Origin of the sequence: Sporosarcina sp. P29 (assembly GCF_002743265.1) — a bacterium.
In the GTDB taxonomy this organism is placed as follows: domain Bacteria; phylum Bacillota; class Bacilli; order Bacillales_A; family Planococcaceae; genus Sporosarcina.
In genome coordinates this window covers 24936-41936 of record NZ_PDYX01000019.1, presented here as the reverse complement: position 1 = coordinate 41936, position 17001 = coordinate 24936, and the positions used below count along the sequence as shown (strand labels likewise).

General features: G+C 44.5%; 19 protein-coding genes and 1 riboswitch. Of the genes, 9 read left to right on the top strand and 10 right to left on the bottom strand.

Annotated elements, in window-relative coordinates; genetic code table 11:
* Nucleotides 1-83 precede the first annotated feature (83 nt).
* From CSV68_RS13600 to CSV68_RS13590, 3 genes are all read left to right on the top strand, one after another.
* Nucleotides 84-530 carry a hypothetical protein gene (locus tag CSV68_RS13600; protein ID WP_099662395.1) on the top strand — a complete coding sequence of 149 codons (447 nt, stop codon included), beginning with the start codon at nucleotides 84-86 and terminating at the stop codon, nucleotides 528-530.
* Between the two features lie 206 nt (nucleotides 531-736).
* Complete coding sequence (locus CSV68_RS13595) at nucleotides 737-1807, top strand: ABC transporter permease (protein ID WP_099633929.1); 1071 nt, start codon at nucleotides 737-739, stop codon at nucleotides 1805-1807.
* Nucleotides 1808-1811: 4 nt separating this feature from the next.
* The gene (locus tag CSV68_RS13590) at nucleotides 1812-2504 is read left to right on the top strand and encodes an ABC transporter ATP-binding protein (RefSeq protein ID WP_099633930.1); all 693 of its coding nucleotides are present in this window, start codon (nucleotides 1812-1814) and stop codon (nucleotides 2502-2504) included.
* Nucleotides 2505-3066: 562 nt separating this feature from the next.
* On the opposite strand, the gene CSV68_RS13585 is transcribed toward CSV68_RS13590, so the two are convergent.
* The 7 genes from CSV68_RS13585 to CSV68_RS13555 all read right to left on the bottom strand — a co-directional run bounded on the left by CSV68_RS13585 (nucleotide 3067) and on the right by CSV68_RS13555 (nucleotide 8681).
* Nucleotides 3067-4083 carry a ThiF family adenylyltransferase gene (locus CSV68_RS13585; RefSeq protein ID WP_099633931.1) on the bottom strand — a complete coding sequence of 339 codons (1017 nt, stop codon included), beginning with the start codon at nucleotides 4081-4083 and terminating at the stop codon, nucleotides 3067-3069.
* On the bottom strand, nucleotides 4080-4853 hold the full coding sequence (locus CSV68_RS13580) for a thiazole synthase (protein ID WP_099625385.1): 774 nt from the start codon (nucleotides 4851-4853) through the stop codon (nucleotides 4080-4082). Before CSV68_RS13580 ends, CSV68_RS13585 begins: the two co-directional genes overlap by 4 nt.
* Nucleotides 4850-5056 (bottom strand): sulfur carrier protein ThiS, encoded by a 207-nt coding sequence (thiS, locus tag CSV68_RS13575; RefSeq protein ID WP_099633932.1) that lies wholly within the window; start codon nucleotides 5054-5056, stop codon nucleotides 4850-4852. Before thiS ends, CSV68_RS13580 begins: the two co-directional genes overlap by 4 nt.
* Complete coding sequence (locus CSV68_RS13570) at nucleotides 5040-5639, bottom strand: thiamine phosphate synthase (RefSeq protein WP_099662394.1); 600 nt, start codon at nucleotides 5637-5639, stop codon at nucleotides 5040-5042. The genes thiS and CSV68_RS13570 overlap by 17 nt, the downstream gene beginning before the upstream one ends.
* Before the next feature lie 70 nt (nucleotides 5640-5709).
* Nucleotides 5710-5818, bottom strand: a riboswitch (TPP riboswitch).
* 57 nt (nucleotides 5819-5875) lie between these two features.
* Nucleotides 5876-6565, bottom strand: coding sequence for a Crp/Fnr family transcriptional regulator (locus CSV68_RS13565; RefSeq protein ID WP_099662393.1), 690 nt, complete (start codon nucleotides 6563-6565; stop codon nucleotides 5876-5878).
* Complete coding sequence (locus CSV68_RS13560) at nucleotides 6543-8444, bottom strand: heavy metal translocating P-type ATPase (RefSeq protein ID WP_099662392.1); 1902 nt, start codon at nucleotides 8442-8444, stop codon at nucleotides 6543-6545. The genes CSV68_RS13565 and CSV68_RS13560 overlap by 23 nt, the downstream gene beginning before the upstream one ends.
* 15 nt (nucleotides 8445-8459) lie before the next feature.
* Nucleotides 8460-8681: a heavy-metal-associated domain-containing protein gene (locus tag CSV68_RS13555; RefSeq protein WP_099633936.1), complete on the bottom strand. Its 222-nt coding sequence runs from the start codon at nucleotides 8679-8681 to the stop codon at nucleotides 8460-8462.
* A 165-nt stretch (nucleotides 8682-8846) separates the two neighbouring features.
* Between CSV68_RS13555 and CSV68_RS13550 the strand changes: the two genes are divergently transcribed.
* The 5 genes from CSV68_RS13550 (at nucleotide 8847) to CSV68_RS13530 (ending at nucleotide 13584) form a co-directional block, all read left to right on the top strand.
* Nucleotides 8847-9527: a phosphoribosylaminoimidazolesuccinocarboxamide synthase gene (locus CSV68_RS13550; RefSeq protein WP_085427902.1), complete on the top strand. Its 681-nt coding sequence runs from the start codon at nucleotides 8847-8849 to the stop codon at nucleotides 9525-9527.
* 607 nt (nucleotides 9528-10134) lie between these two features.
* Nucleotides 10135-10659: a diaminobutyrate acetyltransferase gene (gene ectA / locus CSV68_RS13545; RefSeq protein ID WP_233190416.1), complete on the top strand. Its 525-nt coding sequence runs from the start codon at nucleotides 10135-10137 to the stop codon at nucleotides 10657-10659.
* A gap of 66 nt (nucleotides 10660-10725) precedes the next feature.
* A complete protein-coding gene (gene ectB, locus CSV68_RS13540; protein ID WP_099662391.1) occupies nucleotides 10726-12006 on the top strand; it encodes a diaminobutyrate--2-oxoglutarate transaminase in 1281 nt (426 codons plus the stop codon).
* A gap of 15 nt (nucleotides 12007-12021) precedes the next feature.
* Nucleotides 12022-12411: an ectoine synthase gene (locus CSV68_RS13535; protein ID WP_099633938.1), complete on the top strand. Its 390-nt coding sequence runs from the start codon at nucleotides 12022-12024 to the stop codon at nucleotides 12409-12411.
* Between the two features lie 576 nt (nucleotides 12412-12987).
* Nucleotides 12988-13584, top strand: a complete 597-nt coding sequence (locus tag CSV68_RS13530; RefSeq protein ID WP_233192924.1) for a superoxide dismutase family protein — start codon at nucleotides 12988-12990, stop codon at nucleotides 13582-13584.
* A 709-nt stretch (nucleotides 13585-14293) separates the two neighbouring features.
* Here CSV68_RS13530 and CSV68_RS13525 read toward each other — a convergent pair.
* From CSV68_RS13525 to CSV68_RS13515, 3 genes are all read right to left on the bottom strand, one after another.
* The gene (locus CSV68_RS13525; protein ID WP_099627715.1) at nucleotides 14294-14584 is read right to left on the bottom strand and encodes a DUF2653 family protein; all 291 of its coding nucleotides are present in this window, start codon (nucleotides 14582-14584) and stop codon (nucleotides 14294-14296) included.
* Nucleotides 14569-15018, bottom strand: a complete 450-nt coding sequence (locus CSV68_RS13520) for a hypothetical protein (protein ID WP_085427907.1) — start codon at nucleotides 15016-15018, stop codon at nucleotides 14569-14571. Before CSV68_RS13520 ends, CSV68_RS13525 begins: the two co-directional genes overlap by 16 nt.
* A gap of 98 nt (nucleotides 15019-15116) precedes the next feature.
* Nucleotides 15117-16244: a CAP domain-containing protein gene (locus CSV68_RS13515; protein ID WP_099662389.1), complete on the bottom strand. Its 1128-nt coding sequence runs from the start codon at nucleotides 16242-16244 to the stop codon at nucleotides 15117-15119.
* 276 nt (nucleotides 16245-16520) lie between these two features.
* Between CSV68_RS13515 and CSV68_RS13510 the strand changes: the two genes are divergently transcribed.
* Nucleotides 16521-16982 (top strand): hypothetical protein, encoded by a 462-nt coding sequence (locus tag CSV68_RS13510; RefSeq protein ID WP_099634016.1) that lies wholly within the window; start codon nucleotides 16521-16523, stop codon nucleotides 16980-16982.
* Nucleotides 16983-17001 lie beyond the last annotated feature (19 nt).

The window sequence follows — 17001 nt, the reverse complement described above, 5'->3', positions numbered from 1 at the left end:
TCTGTTCTTCATGTCTAACATTATACATAGATTTGACGAGGCAAGTCAAATCTGTTATTTTTACATTCTAGGAAGGTGTCTAAATGAAAAATACATATATTGTGCAAGGTACATGGATTGGTGTCATAACGGGGATTTTTCTCGCTATACTATTGAAAGGGGTGCAGTCCGTTACAGGTCACAAAGTGTATACTTTGCTATTGAATGTAGATTACATCCCCATCGTAAAAGAGTATGCATTTCCAGAAGTTATTGAAGTGTTTTTTCATCTAATTGTATCAGTTGTGCTCTGTATCATACTAGTGACGTTGTACGATAAATGCAACGGTTTCATCCGCAATCATGTGATTCTATTCACTTTTCTAGTGAATGTCGTTATCGGATTAATCTTGTATCCAACGACTTCATTTTCTGACCGAACGCCAAATGTTACGAACATGGTTTCCTTGTTTTGGTGGATTGCGGGACACGCGGTATATGGTTTCTTTGTAGGGGTTTTGATCAGTAGGAATTCGAAAAGTAAGAATTAGGTCTATGCTAATCAATTATTCTAGTATTTGTAGGCAGAGCGATGTATAATCAATTAACATAAACATTATACAAAGTGTAAACAAACTAAGGGATAGCAGTATATTTATATCAGTAGAGTAAAATGAATAATTGCGCAAAGCATTTCATCGATTTATGGTATATCGAAAGAAAAAGCAAAAATTTCTTATAAAGGAAGTGAGAATGCATGTTTTTAGCTTGGAGTGAAATTAAAAAGAACAAATTACGGTTTTTACTCATTACATCGATCTTGCTATTGGTGTCGTTCCTCGTGTTCTTCCTATCAGGACTGGCAAATGGGTTAGCCAGCATGAACAGAGAAGCGATTGACACATGGAAAGTTGATGCGGTGTTACTGACAGAGGAATCCGATAAAAGTTTATACGAATCGGCACTCAACAAAGAAGTAGCCGATGAGCTAGATGCGAAAGAAACAGCTGTTGTCAGTCAAATGGGTGCCATTGCGAACAACGGTGACACCAAGCAAAACGTTATGCTCTTCGGTATTGATCGAGATGAGTTTATCAAGCCGGAAGTCAGTGAAGGGGACCCGACGTTTTATGTTCAAAACGGTGTGGTAGCATCGGATGTGTTGAAAGATGAAGGCTTTAAGATCGGCGATACGCTGGAGCTATCTTCATCTGATACGGAACTGACGATTGTCGGCTTTACGGAAAAGGCTCGTTTTAATGCATCACCTATACTTTACATGAAGTTAAATGACATGCAGAAAATTAAATTTGGAGACGCGTATACAATGAATAAAGATATTGTCAACGCAATTGTCATTAAAGACAAAGAATGGGATGCACTATCCTTGCCAGACAATACGGAAATCATTGAAACGGAAACGTTCATTGAGAATCTGCCGGGTTATACTGAGCAGAATTTGACGTTAACATATATGATTTATTTCCTATTCGTTATCTCGGCTGCAATCGTTGCGATTTTCTTGTACGTGTTGACAGTACAGAAAATCAGCATGTTTGGCCTAATGAAAGCGCAAGGGATTTCCAGTGCCTATTTGGCAAGATCAGTTATCGCGCAGACATTCATTCTTGCGCTAATCGGGGTTGTCCTCGCATTTGGTCTGACATTACTTGCGGGAAGTTTCTTACCTAACGCAGTGCCTATCATGTTTGATATACCTACCATGATTATTTATGGTTTGATCTTAATAGTAGTGGCGATTCTCGGAGCTGTCATTTCGGTTTGGACGATTATCCGAATTGATCCGCTCGAAGCGATAGGAGGGTAAAACGATGGTACTCGAATTACGAAACGCGAAAAAGACGTTCGGTGAAGGCAATACGCTCGTTGAAGCGATGAAAGAGACCAATTTTGTAGTCGAACGTGGCGAATTGGTCGCAGTCATCGGTCCATCCGGTTCAGGTAAAAGTACGTTCCTGACGGTGGCTGGGGGTCTACAAACACCAAGCGAGGGCGAAGTCATCATTAACGGCAAAGAATTATCGCAGCTAAATGAAAAGCAACGTTCTAAAATTCGTTTGCAGGAAATTGGTTTTATATTACAAGCTTCCAATCTTGTCCCGTTCTTAACTGTTGACGAGCAACTCGAATTGCTAAACAAAGTGAAGAAAGACAATATGTCGAAAGACGAGCAACGTAAGTTATACGAGGATTTAGGTATTACCAAGTTGCATAAGAATTATCCTTCCGATTTATCGGGCGGCGAGCGTCAACGTGTGGCGATTGCCAAAGCGCTGTTCAGTAAGCCGGCGATACTTTTGGCAGATGAGCCTACTGCTTCGCTCGATTCTGATCGTGCGTTTGAAGTAATGGAGTTGTTACGAAATGAAACGAAGTCCAATCAAACGGCAACCATTGTCGTGACGCATGACGTACGATTGATCAAGTACGTAGATAAAGTGTACAAGATGACGGATGGTGTATTGAGGCTAGAGAGTTCGGCTGAGGCGGATGTGACTGAGTAAGTGTACGGCTAGAATTTTAATGAAATAAACGCTTCGGACGGCCGTTTTAGGGCTTTCCGGAGCGTTTTTTATGATGGTGTTTTGATGGGCACCTGATATAGAGTTTACTATTGAGCTCGCTCATAAAATCGTGGGCGCGCTCAATAGTGTTGGCAATCCGCTCAAAGTGACACGCTAGCCGCTCTACGCGGTAAGTTATCCGCTCATAAAACTGCTGGGGCGCTCTATACTGCTTGCGATCCGCTCAAAGTGACACGCTAGCCGCTCTACGCGGTAAGTTATCCGCTCATAAAACTGCTGGGGCGCTCTATACTGCTTGCGATCCGCTCAAAGTGACACGCTAGCCGCTCTATGCGGTGAGTTACCCGCTCATAAAACTGCTGGGGCGCTCTATACTGCTTGCGATCCGCTCAAAGTGACGTGTTACCCGCTCAATGCCAAGTTCAATCGTGTAGCTCATTCATAAAATCATGGCTGCGCTCAATAGTGTTGGCATCCGCTCAAAGTGACCCGCTACCCGCTTATAAAACCACGCACAACCGCTCTACCTAAGATCCAATCGTCACCCAAGCAAACCTGCCACGATCTTCCGCGCGGCCGTAATATCCTTCGTTCCATGCACCAACATCCGGCCATCGCGGAATAACACGAGTCGATGGTCGTTATATTCACAGGAAACTAAATAAGGGTTTTGCTTTAAATTAGAAACAATATCGCGAATGGAATTAGCAAATGGCATCAGCTCAACTTGTCGGTTCTTCGGCCATGTCAGTTGAACCGTGTCGCGTCCGCATAGTACGGCTGTACGAATTACTTCATTGGCAGACAAGTAAGGATAGACAGGGGTGTCTGAGCAACTTGGACAAGTAGGTTTTTTCATGCTTTGTACGTTCATGGCGGCACGTTCGCCTGTCCAGAGATCGACGGATTCCAGGCGGGGTTCCATCGTCGCCCCCGTGATACACTTCAGCAGTTCCGCGGTTTGACGGGCGGCAGTCGTGACGACGATGGGCGAGATGACGCCGACTGTATCGCATGTTAAAGACTGTGGCGGCAACGCTTCGAGCAGACAATGTAAGCAGGGCGTTCCTTCTTTTACACCAATAGGAAATGTCAGCCCATAGCTACCGACGCAAGCGCCCATGAAGAAGGGGATGCCGAGTTGTAATGCGGCGTCATTTGCGAGTAATCGAGTTTCGATATTATCTGTGCCATCGAGAATGAAATGATGGCCTTCGAATAATTCAAGGACATTTTCAGGCGTCACATCCGCCACAATCCCACGAACTTTCACGTCGCTGTTGATCGCGCGCAATCGGCTTTCCGCAGCGATTGCTTTCGGCAATTGATCGATGACATCTTGTTCTGAGTATAATTGCTGTCTATGAAGATTAGTCCATTCCAAAATATCGCGATCGACAATGGTCAGTTCGCCGACGCCTGCCCGCACTAGCATCTCCGCTCCTGAAGAGCCAAGAGCACCAGCTCCTAAGACGAAAACTTTTGCTTCGCGGATACGCTGTTGCCCGATTGGTCCGATGGGTGCAAACAGCTCTTGCCGAGAATATTTACTGTTCAAGTCGTCACAAGCCCTTCAGTTGGACTGCTAGCCACGCCGTAATCGCGGACCGGCATACGTCCAGCTTTATAACCGAGACGTCCCGCTTCAATTGCGAGCTTCATTGCCTCGGCCATCATGACGGGATTGGCTGCTTCCGATACGGCTGTGTTCAGCAATACACCGTCTGCACCGAGTTCCATCGCGAAAGCAGCGTCTTTTGGAGAGCCGACCCCTGCGTCAATAATGACGGGTACATTGGACTGCTCAATGATAAATGACAAATTCAACGGATTTAGAATGCCTCTGCCCGAGCCGATTGGCGCAGCACCCGGCATGATAGCGTGGACACCTAATTCACATAGTTTTCTCGCAAGTACTACATCGTCTGAAGTATAGGGTAATACAATGAAACCTTCCTCTAACAGCATTTCAGACGCGCGTAATGTTTCCACAGGATCAGGAAGCAGCGAACGGCTACAGCCGATGATTTCCACCTTCACCATGTCGCAAAGTCCGGAAGCTTTGGCGAGACGTGCGATATGTACGGCTTCTTCCGCTGTGCTAGCGCCTGCTGTATTCGGAAGCAATGTATAGCGCGTTAAATCAAGTTGTTCGAGGAAATTGGGTTGCGAAGCTTCAAAAATATCCATGCGTCGTACCGCAAATGTCAGAATCTCTGCTTCTGACACCGCCACTGCTTGCTTTTGAATATCAAATGAAGGATATTTCCCTGTGCCTAGTAATAAACGTGAAGAGAATTCTTTATCTGCAATTTTTAACATGTTCATCCGCCTCCTACAAAATGTATGATTTCAATTTGGTCTCGGTCCATGATCGGTGCGTCGTAGTGATCTTTCTGCAAAATTTCCTTGTTTTTCTCCACGATCAAAATACGATCGCCAAGCCCTAAGTGCTCAAGTAACTGCTGGATCGTCTCTACTTCAGGAATGACGGGGTACGAATTGCCGTTCAGATCAATCATTTTCTCCATGAGATACCTCTCCTTTTCTATAACTCTGCAAAGTTTTCAGTGAACGCATAGGGGATAATACGGCCACGCCTGTCACGTGATTTTGCTGTAAATTAGGTAAGTGATGCGGCTGAATTCCACCAATTGCATACACAGGAATCGAACTACACTGTGCAATAGAAAACAACTCTTCCGTTCCACGCGCTGGCAGCCCAGGTTTCGATGACGTTTCGAAAACATGACCGTACAATAGCCAGTTTGCTCCCTCATCCATAGCTACCTTTGCTTCTTCCAATGAATGAATCGAGCAACCAAAAGAGAGCTCGGGGAATTCTCGATGTGCATCCTGTAACGACATTCCATAGCCAGTCAGTTGCACTTTTTTGAGCTTCAGTCTTCTAGCCAAGTGAGGTCTGGCATGAAGAATAAGCTTGTCGAGTGGGAATTCAGTACTTGCAAGACGGGTAACTAGATCTACTAGCTGTTCATCTGACTTGGACTTTTCTCGCAAAATGATGGCATCAAGAAACGGTGCTGTGCGCAACAAATGTAGTGTCAGTTCATCCACCGAAAGACGGTCGTCGGTCACGCCCAATAATTTCATTCATTCCCCTCCAATAGAAAAAACCACTTCCCGAATCGGAAAGTGGTAGAAATGTCGACAGAAATACATACGGAACGACTCGCCACTTCCCTCCGCAGGTGCTAACCTGTTCAGGTAATAAGGGTTTCAGAGCCACACTCTTTTCTCAGTCCTTGTAAAGGATTCCCCTAATGGTCAAAATATTTGGTTTTCAGAACTAGCCTATCACGTGTACGATAGAATGAAAAGCGTTTCTTTTATAAAAGCAATAAAGCATCCAAATCTAGAATTTCTACTGCTTTCATACTGGACTGGCGAATCCAGCCAGACTCTTCGAAGGCGCTTAACTTTCGACTGATTGTCTCGGGTGTCGTCCCTAAGTGAGAGGCAAGGTCTTTGCGACTCATTGGTAACTCGACTATCAATTGTCTTTGTTCTTCTGATAAGTCAACTAGGTAAAGTGCGATACGCGTTTCTGCTGATTCCATACCGATTCGCGCCGCTCGTTGTTCCGTTCGGGCGAGGCGGGAAGAGAACTCCTCTAACATCTTCAATGAAATCGCGGGATGTTCTTGTAGAAGTTGCTGCATTTGGTCCCGTTGAATAACACATAGTTCTACGGGTTCGAGTGTTTCTGCATAGGCGTCATGAGGTTTAGCATCAAATAACGATAGCTCGCCTGTGAAATCTCCCGGCTCTAAAATTCGTACGATCTGCTCTTTGCCGTTTTCTGACAGGCGATATATTTTGATTCGTCCTTTATGCAAAATATACAAGCCTTCGGAGCGGTCGCCTTCATTGTAAATAATTTGTCCACGTGGGTAGGGGGTGCTTCGTGCAAGTTCTACAATGTGCTTCATCTGATCTTTTTCCAAGTGATTGAACAGTGGAACAAGCGATACACACATTCGATGATCGGTCGTGTTATTGTGGGGCTGCTGACTCATTCACCTTCACCTCGCTTACATTTCGATTGGACACTTTGTCACTAGTATAGCGTATTAATCGAATGGCGTTCAATATGACAAGAAGCACACTTGCTTCGTGGATAAGCATGCCGGATGCTAGGAAGACTTTGCCTAGCAGTACACCGATTAGCAATAAAACTACTGTGCCGACTGCGAAGAAAGTGTTTTGCTTCATATTGTTCACAGTCGCTTTCGATAATGCATAGGCGTGGGCGAATTGATCCAGTCGATCCGCCATCAAGACGATATCCGCTGTTTCCATGGAAATATCTGTTCCGCCTTTACCCATTGCCAGTCCGATATCTGCAGTGGCGATTGCCGGCGCATCATTGATTCCGTCACCTGCCATCGCTACTCGATGTCCTTGCGCTTTCAACTTTTGGACAGCGGCTACTTTGTCTTCAGGTAGCAGCTCCGCATAGACGCTATCGAGACCAAGTTGTTCGCCAACGAGTCGGGCGGTGTGTACATTGTCGCCGGTTAGCATAATCATTTGTTTGATACCATTTCTTCGTAGTTTAGCTAGGGCAGCCGCGGCTTCTGGACGGATTTGATCCGCTATGGAAATAATACCTGCGATTTCTCCTCCAATACTGATGAACACGGCTGTGTTACCTGCTTTTTCTCGCTTGGATGCATACTCTTCTATAGTTGGAGAGATAGCTATACCTTGTGAGATCATCAGCTTTCGGTTACCAGCTGCCAGTTGTTGGCCATCTACTTCAGCAAGAAGTCCGTTACCTTTCATAACTTGTGCGTCTTGTGCTTGGTGTTTTAAATGAATCAAGCGTTTTTTTGCTTCGCGAACGATCGTTTGACCGAGATGGTGTTCAGACATCAGTTCAGCTTCTGCAGTTAAGCGTAGTAGCTCTTCTTTGTCGATGCCAAAGCTATGGATGTCAGTAACTTCTGGACGTCCTTTAGTTAAAGTACCTGTTTTATCAAAGACGACAGTGTCGATTTTCGCCAATTGCTCCATCACGTCGCCACCTTTAATGAGCACGCCGTGACGGGCTCCGTTACCAATTCCGGCTACGATCGAGACGGGGGCTGAAATGACGAGGGCACCAGGACAAGCGATGACAAGGAATGTTAATGTCATTTCGATATTGCGTGTGAATATATAGACGATAATCGATAGGATGACGATGGAAGGTGTATAAATGTTAGCAAATCGCTCTAAGAATTTTTGAGTTTTCGACTTGGCTTCTTGTGCTTCTTCGACTAGCTCGATAATACGAGCGAATGCTGTATCGTCACCTACACGTTCTGCAATTATTTCAATATAGCCATTGTCTACTAACGTCCCGCTAAATACTTGATCATCTAGTGATTTGGATGCGGGTACCGATTCTCCTGTGATGGCTGCTTCATTTAGAGAAGCATTTCCTGAAACAATCGGACCGTCTACCGGAACTTGTTCACCTGAGCGAACGATTACCCGGTCACCGATTTCTACGTCATCAACAGCAATCGTGACAAGTTTACCATCCCGAAGGACACTCGCTTCTAGCGGGGCCAGATCAACAAGTGCTTTGAGGGAAGAGCGTGTTTTCTCCATTGTACGAATTTCAAGTAATGCTCCAAATAAAAATAGGAAAGTCACTGCCGCGGATTCTACATACTCGCCGATAAACAGTGCACCGATTACAGCGATGGTGACAAGAAGCTCAATACTGAAAGCTTTCATTCGAATAGCTTTCCACGCTTTTATAGCAATCGGAGTACCCGCAATGATAGTGGCAGCGATTAATGTAATCTGACGCGCGTCATGAAAGCCCGCGAAGTGCAAGATGATCGCTATACCAAGCAACATCGCGGATAGGGAAGTGATGCGCACAGTTTGTTTTGCATTCATTTGAATACCTCCTCTTTATGAGACTTTTTGATTGAGAACTGGATAGCCGAGTTTGACAATTAATTCCTGCAATTCATTGGCTTCTACGACAGATTCATCAAACTCGACCCGAACTTTACTGGAGTGGAATAATACTTTTACTTGTTGTACACCTTTCGCTCGGGATAGGGCACCTTCAATTTTCTTAACACATGATGGGCAGCTGAATGGCTCCATTAAAAATACGGCTTTTTTCATTTTCCTCATCCTTTTCGTTTGTATTTATTATCTTAAGTATAAGAAATTTTTGTGTACACTGCCTTGACGCCTGTCAAGATTCGTCAAACAAGACTTTTTCTTCTGACCAAAGTGCTTTATACTGAATAAGTAGTACACATTTATGAATAGAGGAGAATCGTACGGATGAAATTAACCTATTCTGGTAAAACGAAAGACGTCTACCGCTTGGAAGATGGCCACGTGCTATTGAAATTCAAGGATGATGTAACAGGGGAAGATGGTGTATTCGATCCAGGTGCCAACACAGTAGGCCTGACAATTGATGGCGCCGGAAAGTCCGGACTTCGCATGACACAATACTTTTTTGAGAAATTGGCGGAGCAAAACATACCGACACATTACATCGATGCTGATCTAGATGAAGTAACGATGACGGTGAAGCCTGCTACGGTCTTTGGTAAAGGATTAGAAGTGATTTGTCGATACCGTGCGGTCGGAAGTTTCTTGCGCAGATTCGGTGCGTATGCTGAAGAAGGACAAGTACTCGATGCTTTCGTGGAAGTGACATTGAAAGACGATGAACGTCAAGATCCACCTATTTCAGAAGATGCTTTGGCACAACTTCACATTTTGACGCATGAAGAATACGCAACTCTTAAAGAATTAACTCAGCAAATTTCTGAAGTAGTCCGATCAGAGATGGCAGAAAAAGGTTTAGAGCTATATGATATTAAATTAGAGTTTGGTCGCGATCCTGAGCGAAATATCATGTTAATCGATGAAATTTCAGGAGGCAATATGCGCGTCTATCAAGGCGATACATATATTGCACCAATGGAATTAGAAAAGATATTATTTTCATAAAATTCAACCGGAAACGAAAAATGTTTCCGGTTTTTTATATTCTCTCTCAGGCTATACGCTGACTGCCTTAGTCGCGCTTTACTTTTTAATCAAATAAATAAAATGATATATTTACTGTTGACAACGTTTTCAGAGTTTCCTATAATAGCAACCAGTGTCACAGGCGACACCTAGTTTGCTTCTTCGCCAGTGTGGGAACGTTGGTTGGATGAATGCGTATGGTAGTAAATTTTAGATAATGAAAGTGTCTTTCATATCAGCGAATCTTTAATCTATCTGCTGTTTCCATGAACAAAAGCTCCCCGCTTTTGTAAAGGCGCTCTTTTTTGCTCTTCATACCGCAAGGCAGAAAGATAGCACCCATAGTAGCCAGCACGAATCTCCATTTTGGCTTTTCTACGTAAGTACCCTTGCTATATCCGCTTGATTCATAACTAGAATCTGCCGAGTGTATGTGCTCGGTCCGTAAAAACCTCACATTGATGACTATTCGACGAACGTATTATAAGTAGATCGTGTTCTCGGGTAACGAAGCGCACATCTTAGAAATTCACAGATGATGAATACTTGTACAACTACATGTAAGAGAACTTGGAGGAGAAACTGTTTGGACACAAAACACAAAGTTTCGATTGCAGGGCTAGATCCGAACGATCCGTATTCATTTCGTATTCCGACTGTAGACGATGGAAAGTTCATCTGGCAGCTCATTAAAGATACGAACGTACTGGATTTAAACTCTTCCTATAGCTATTTGCTGTGGGCAGACCAATTCAGTGACACGAGTATTATCGTAGAAGATCACGGAAAGCTTGTAGGCTTCATTTCAGGCTTTATTCAACCGAAAGCGCAAGATACATTGTTTATCTGGCAAGTCGCAGTCGATGAATCGGTACGTGGTAAGCGTATAGCTTCCCGTATGTTGCATACGATTTTGCAAAGTAATGCATGTCGGAATATTCGCTATCTAGAAGCGACCGTCACACCATCTAATGAGGCGTCTACTAAGTTATTTACAGGCTTAGCACGCGATTTGGAGACGGAATGCACGATAACGGATGGCTATACGAAAGATCAATTCCCTGGTGGCGGGCATGAATCAGAAGAACTGTTCCGCATTGGACCATTCTGAGAAACAAGCCGATTGCCGCAACATGACACTGGAAAATACAGAATCTAACGGAGGAATTAATTACACATGGTACTGACAAAAAGTCAGAAAGTAATGGAAGTATTCGAGAATCGCGAGTCGCAAGTGAGAAGTTACAGCAGAAGTTTCCCAACAGTATTCAACAAAGCAAAAGGCTATAAGATGTGGGATACGGAAGGTAAAGAATATATCGATTTCTTCGCCGGCGCAGGTGCTTTAAACTACGGCCACAATAACGATAGAATGAAAGAAAAGCTGATTGAATATATTCAAGACGATGGAATTTCACATAGTTTGGATATGGGGACAACGGTCCGAAAAGAATTTCTTGAACGATTTAACGAAGTGATCTTGCAGCCGCGAAACATGAACTATAAAGTAATGTTTCCTGGTCCTACTGGGACGAATACAGTCGAAAGTGCGCTGAAAATCGCCCGCAAAGTTACGGGACGTCAAAATATTGTGAGCTTTACGAATGGTTTCCATGGCATGACGCTTGGTGCGTTGTCTGTAACAGGCAACTCATACAACCGTGGTGGAGCAGGAGTACCGCTTACCAATACGACCTCTATGCCGTTTGATACGTTTTTAGAAGAAGGACAATCATTGAACTTCCTGAAAAAGTATTTAGCAAATGCAAGCAGTGGCTTGGATTTGCCAGCAGCTATGATTCTCGAAACGGTACAAGGGGAAGGCGGCATCAATCCGGCAAGCTTTAAGTGGTTGCGGGAAGTGGAACGTCTATGCAGAAATTACGATATCTTATTAATTGTCGATGATGTGCAAGCAGGTTGTGGACGTACTGGAACTTTCTTCAGTTTTGAACCAGCCGGCATTAAACCGGACATCGTTTGTCTATCCAAATCCATTGGTGGCTACGGATTACCATTAGCACTCACGCTGATCAAACCAGAATATGATACATTCGGTCCAGCTGAGCATAACGGAACATTCCGCGGCAACAATATGGCGATTTTGACAGCGACAGAAGCTTTATCGTACTGGGAAACAGATGAATTCGCTAAATCGGTACAAGAAAAATCTAAGCTCATCACGAAGCGTATGGAAACCATCGTCGAAGACTATCCACAGTTGAAAGCTACAACACGTGGCCGCGGCTTCATGCAAGGAATCGTCTGTGGTGAAGGCAAGGAAGACTATGCGGATAAAATCTGTGCAAAAGCATTTGAAAAAGGCTTGATCATTGAAACGTCTGGACCTGAAGGCGAAGTCGTCAAATTCCTCGGTTCATTGATTATGGATGAAGAAGGTATCGATCAAGGCTTTGATATTCTAGAAGAAGCGATTGAAGAAATTGTTAAAAACTAAGGGAGAGAATGTTCAGTGATAGTACGTACAGTAGATGAAATCATTGGTAGCGAAAATGAAACAAAAGCAGAAACGTGGGCAAGCCGACGTTTCTTGCTAAAGAAAGATAATATGGGCTTCTCGTTCCACGAAACGATTATTTATGCTGGAACTGAGACACATATCCATTACCAAAACCACCTAGAAGCTGTCTACTGTGTAGCAGGCGATGGAGAAATTGAAACGATCGCAGACGGCAAAGTCTATCCGATCAAAGATGGTACGATGTATGCGTTGAATGAACACGACGAGCATTATTTGCGCGGTGGAAAAGAAGACATGCGCTTGATTTGTGTCTTTAACCCGCCAGTCGTTGGAACAGAAACGCATGATGAGAACGGTGTGTATCCGCTGATTGAAGATTAAGTGTTGTGGAATGTAATATGGTTAGTGAGCACTCTGAGGGTAATTCCTTGGAGTGTTTTTTTTGTGTGGAATGAAGGGAAGGGGGTAAGAAGGAGGGCCGCTCATTAATTTGGCTGAGTGCTCTATATTGTGGCTTATCCGCTCTTAGTTTCTGGGCGAGTGCTCTATCAGTCCTTATAAATGCTCAATGTAGTCTTGGCTCCGCTCTATGTCATGGGGGGGAGCGCTCAATGCGATGCTTTCTATCTATGGCTGCTCAAGGTCAGGAGGTAACCAATGGATCCGTGCAAAGTCATCCCCTTAATCGCTCAATGCGACCCTAGATCCGCTCAAAGTTAGTGTTTAAGCGCTCTATGCAATGCTAAATCTGCTCAAAGTCAGTCGTTAACCGCTCATTGCATGGTGGCGTCCGCTCAATGTCACAGATTATCCGCTCTATCCAGCACATGCTCCGCTCATAAAATCCCGTTTACATGTTAGAATTGCGTTAAATAGGGTACACTACACACTATGAGTTCATTATCCAAGCGGTAATGAGCAGTAATGTACATAACTTACACGAGGAGGAATTTAATTATGTGGAAACTACCTAGTATTGTATTGGGCTCGGCATTATTGATGGCAGCCTGCGGTGGCGCGGCGGATGAAGAAAAAGAACCGGTGAACGGCAGCGGTGATCCAGTCGTGGAAGAAGAGGGAACAGCGGAGCCTGAAGTGATGGCGCCGGTTATGAATGTTGACGGAGAAGAAATCGGTTCTGTAACGCTAACGCAAGGACCGTCTGGCGTAGCGATGGACATTGACGTAACGGGGCTTGAGCCAGGTGAACACGGGATGCACTTCCATGAAACGGGCGTCTGTACAGCACCGGACTTTAAAGAGTCGGCTGGCGGTCACTTTAACCCAACGGATAAAAAACACGGGTTAGAGAATCCGGAAGGACACCATGCAGGAGACTTGGAGAATCTTGTGGCGGATGAAGAAGGGAACGCAAAAGTTACTGTAACGACAGATGCAGTTACGCTTGAGTCCGGAAAAGACAATTCATTAATTGATGAAGACGGAACAGCTTTGGTTATCCATGAAGGTCCGGATGATAACGTAACGGATCCAGCTGGTGATTCAGGAACGCCATTTGCTTGTGCTGAGATTACATCTGAGAATATGAAGTAATAAAGTAGGATGTCCCGGAGTTTTGGGGCATCTTTTTTTGTGTTGTTTCGACTTGTTTAAGTGCAAGTGCAAGTGCAAGTGCAAGTGCAAGTGCAAGTGCTTGGAAAGAGTGAGTTACTTAGTGAGTACGTGGGATGGAAGCTCCAGTTGGCGGACGCTTTTCCATGGGCCCGCGGTGAGCCAACCAGGTCGCGAGCTCCCTATTGGTTGTCTCACCTGATCGGGCTGATCCATCGGGAAGAGCCGTAACGAAGAACGGCTTTTGCGAGTAAAAGCGCAGCGTTATGAGCACATCTTTGCACTTCGCCCCCAACTTCCGCTTCCAACCTACTTTTATAGTGGAAGGACTAAGAACACTTACTGTCGATAGTGTGTGAATTATTGTTTTGTCTTAACTTATTTTAATTCAAGTACTGAAGTTCAAAAGTGTATTACAACACTTACTTTAATGCGCAACGAAAAGTATCACCCACCCACACTGTAAGGGATTGGTGCGTAGGAGGGGCGACTCCTGGAGGATCAGTGGGACAGGTGAAACACCCAGCGAGCGAAGCGAAGGGGTGTGGTTCACCGCCCGCCCTCCGGAAAGCGTCCCCTCCGAAGCACCATTCCCCACCCCCAACACCACTGCCAGCCTCTCCATTAAACTATTGAAAAACTATTGAACACGAAAAAAAGAACGCCCTCCCGGAAAGGGGCGTCCTGTTGATTATCGAACAATCGCGATAATCCCTTCTTCATCATCCAGCTTTAGCTGAATGCCTGCTGCCATCGGATCCTGATCGAGATACTGCTCGATCCAAAGGCGAAGCGCTTCGACTAGACGGGAGGTATCCAAATGATGCATCTTGCCGTTTAGCTCGGCATCTGCTGAAAACCCAGTGTCGTCATCGTAAGCAAGTTCGACTTCCACGTCGTCTGGCATTGCACGTGACTCTTTTGCAATCAATACACATACTGCATTTACTACGTCCTGTTCGTAAATTATCTGTTGTTCCATTGATTCATGTCCTCATTGCGTTTACGCTCTTTCTCTTTGAAGATCGCGAAAATCTTCCGAACCATGTAAATGATGAAGACAATCGCTAACACGTTAATGAGCAAGCCCATAATGGATCCAAGCATACCCATATTCGCAAACAAGCTGCCGAATAATAGACCTGCCAGTCCACCAACGAATAGACCTTTCATCAAGCCGCCACCCATACCGCCTGGCTTCTTAGCTGTCTTACCTGCTGTTGCTTTATCGTTACTTTGATTGGTATCTTGTTTCTTTTCTGCTTTGTTCGGTTGTACACGGTTAGGTGTACTGAAGCTCTTCTTACCAGACTTATAGCCACGTGCTTCGGCAGTAATTTCATCTTGGAAGATGATGTTCCCGATTGGCGACAAAATCAACGTCGCAGCGAGGAAAAATGCAGCAAATTTTTTCAATTGATAATCTCCTTTAATGCTGTAGTGAAGGTCTGGGATCTACCCATGCCCTTCTCTTTATTTTACTGGATAACTAGCCGTAATGAAAGGAAATTCCCTTACTTAGCGAAGAAGTTTTCCGTATAAAATGGCTGTTCTTTGTCGTTGAAATCTACACCGATCCCAAGGAACTGATAGTCGCGGATTAATATGTTTTCTCGGTGGCCTTTTGAATTCATTAGCCCTTCGTGTGCAAAAATACTGCTTGATTGACCGTATGCTAGATTTTCACCGGCACTGACGAATTGGACGCCTTGTTTTTTCATGCGATCGAAAGGGGACTCGCCTTGTAAGTTTTCATGGCTGAAGTAATCTTGCACTGCCATATCGGTACTATGTAGACGTGCCGTTTCAGATGCGAGTTCATCCCATGTTAAAATGGAACGACCGTGGCGAACTCTTGCCGCGTTCGTCAAATCAAATAATTGCATCTCAAAGCCTTGGCGCATCGCATCGTTTTGAGGGGCGTAGAGAGCGGACTTTCTTTGCTCTAGCGAATCCGAGATTAATTGTACTGCGGTTACGGTATTTTCATTATGCAGATCATAAAAAACATACATATAGAGTCCATCTGAATGAAAGATGTCCATGCCCTCATCGTTTTGCAACTTATAAATGTTTGTCCCTTTACGGATTTCAGAGATTGGTTCGCCGAGTCCTTGACGTACTTCTGCTTTTGGCACGCCGTATTCGATACCGATAGATGAAGCAATCAGGCGATCATTTGTATAAATCGCATTGACGCGACGTTTAATATCGTATGACAGCATGACAAAGTTCTGATAGTTATCATGGAACGTCAGCCATTCTGTGCCGTATTCATTAACGGATTTCCGCGTAGGGTCTCCGAGCTTTTCCTTCACTTGTGCTTCGGTTGTACCGATTTCGATATTGTGAATAGAAATAATACCTGTTGCCGGCGCATCGAGCACAGGTTGGGCAACTTCCTCTGGGGGACTGCTTCCGTTTGCTTTTTCGGAAATGAATGTAATTAAATCGACAATCGATGCTTTTGTATAGTCAAGCGCAGATCCAACTACTTCCTCGTTCAGCACAGTTTCTACTTTGGCATCAAGCGGATCGAGAAACGATAAATCCACGTGTTCTGATACCGGGCCTTCCCATAAGGGCTTGAAAGCGTAGAGTAGTACGGCGAGAAAGAGTAACTGAAACAGGCGTTTTATCATAAGAAACCCACTCCTCCATCACATTATACTCTGTTTCCCCCTCAGCAATACAGTGGTAACTATGAAATGTTGAAAATTATCCTCCAGAGTAGCAGGAAAAAGGGTATACTAAAAAAAGAATGGAAGTTTGGAAGGAGTGGATGGCATGTTCGGTGGTGTGAGCAGTGTACCTTCCTGGTTTTATATAGTCGCAATTGCAGTCGTTATATTGCTTGTCCTGATTACAGAATGGCGAACAAGATGAACACTGAATATCAAGAGAAAGAAGGAAAAAATATGTTAACATTTGAAGAGAAACAACAGATTATAGAAGAGTTCCCGGAGTTAGTGAAGAAAGAAGTGTCTATGAAGCGCTTGAACTATCATTATGAAGAGTCTTTATACGATAAAACGGTAGTCGTGCAGCATTTGCACCCGAACGGTAACGCATTTGTTTACGTAGCAGATGTGAAAGGCTATGAGGCAGATGACCGCGGTCTAGTCAATGTACGCGAATACTCTGCGGATGAATTCCGTGCAGTGATTCGTGCGGCAATTGAAGGATTGGCGACAGAAGTAGAGGAACCTGAAACGATCGCAGAAACATGGCAGAATTCCAATGGTCAGATGCTGACACTTCTTGAAGAAGATGGCTTCTTTAATATTTACCATGAAGTAAACTTGGAAGAAGGCTTCGGAGATTACGGTGAGGCGGCAAGTTATTTGAAAGAAGAAGGCTTTTCCGTCAAAACGAAATAACAGCTACAGGAGTGATATC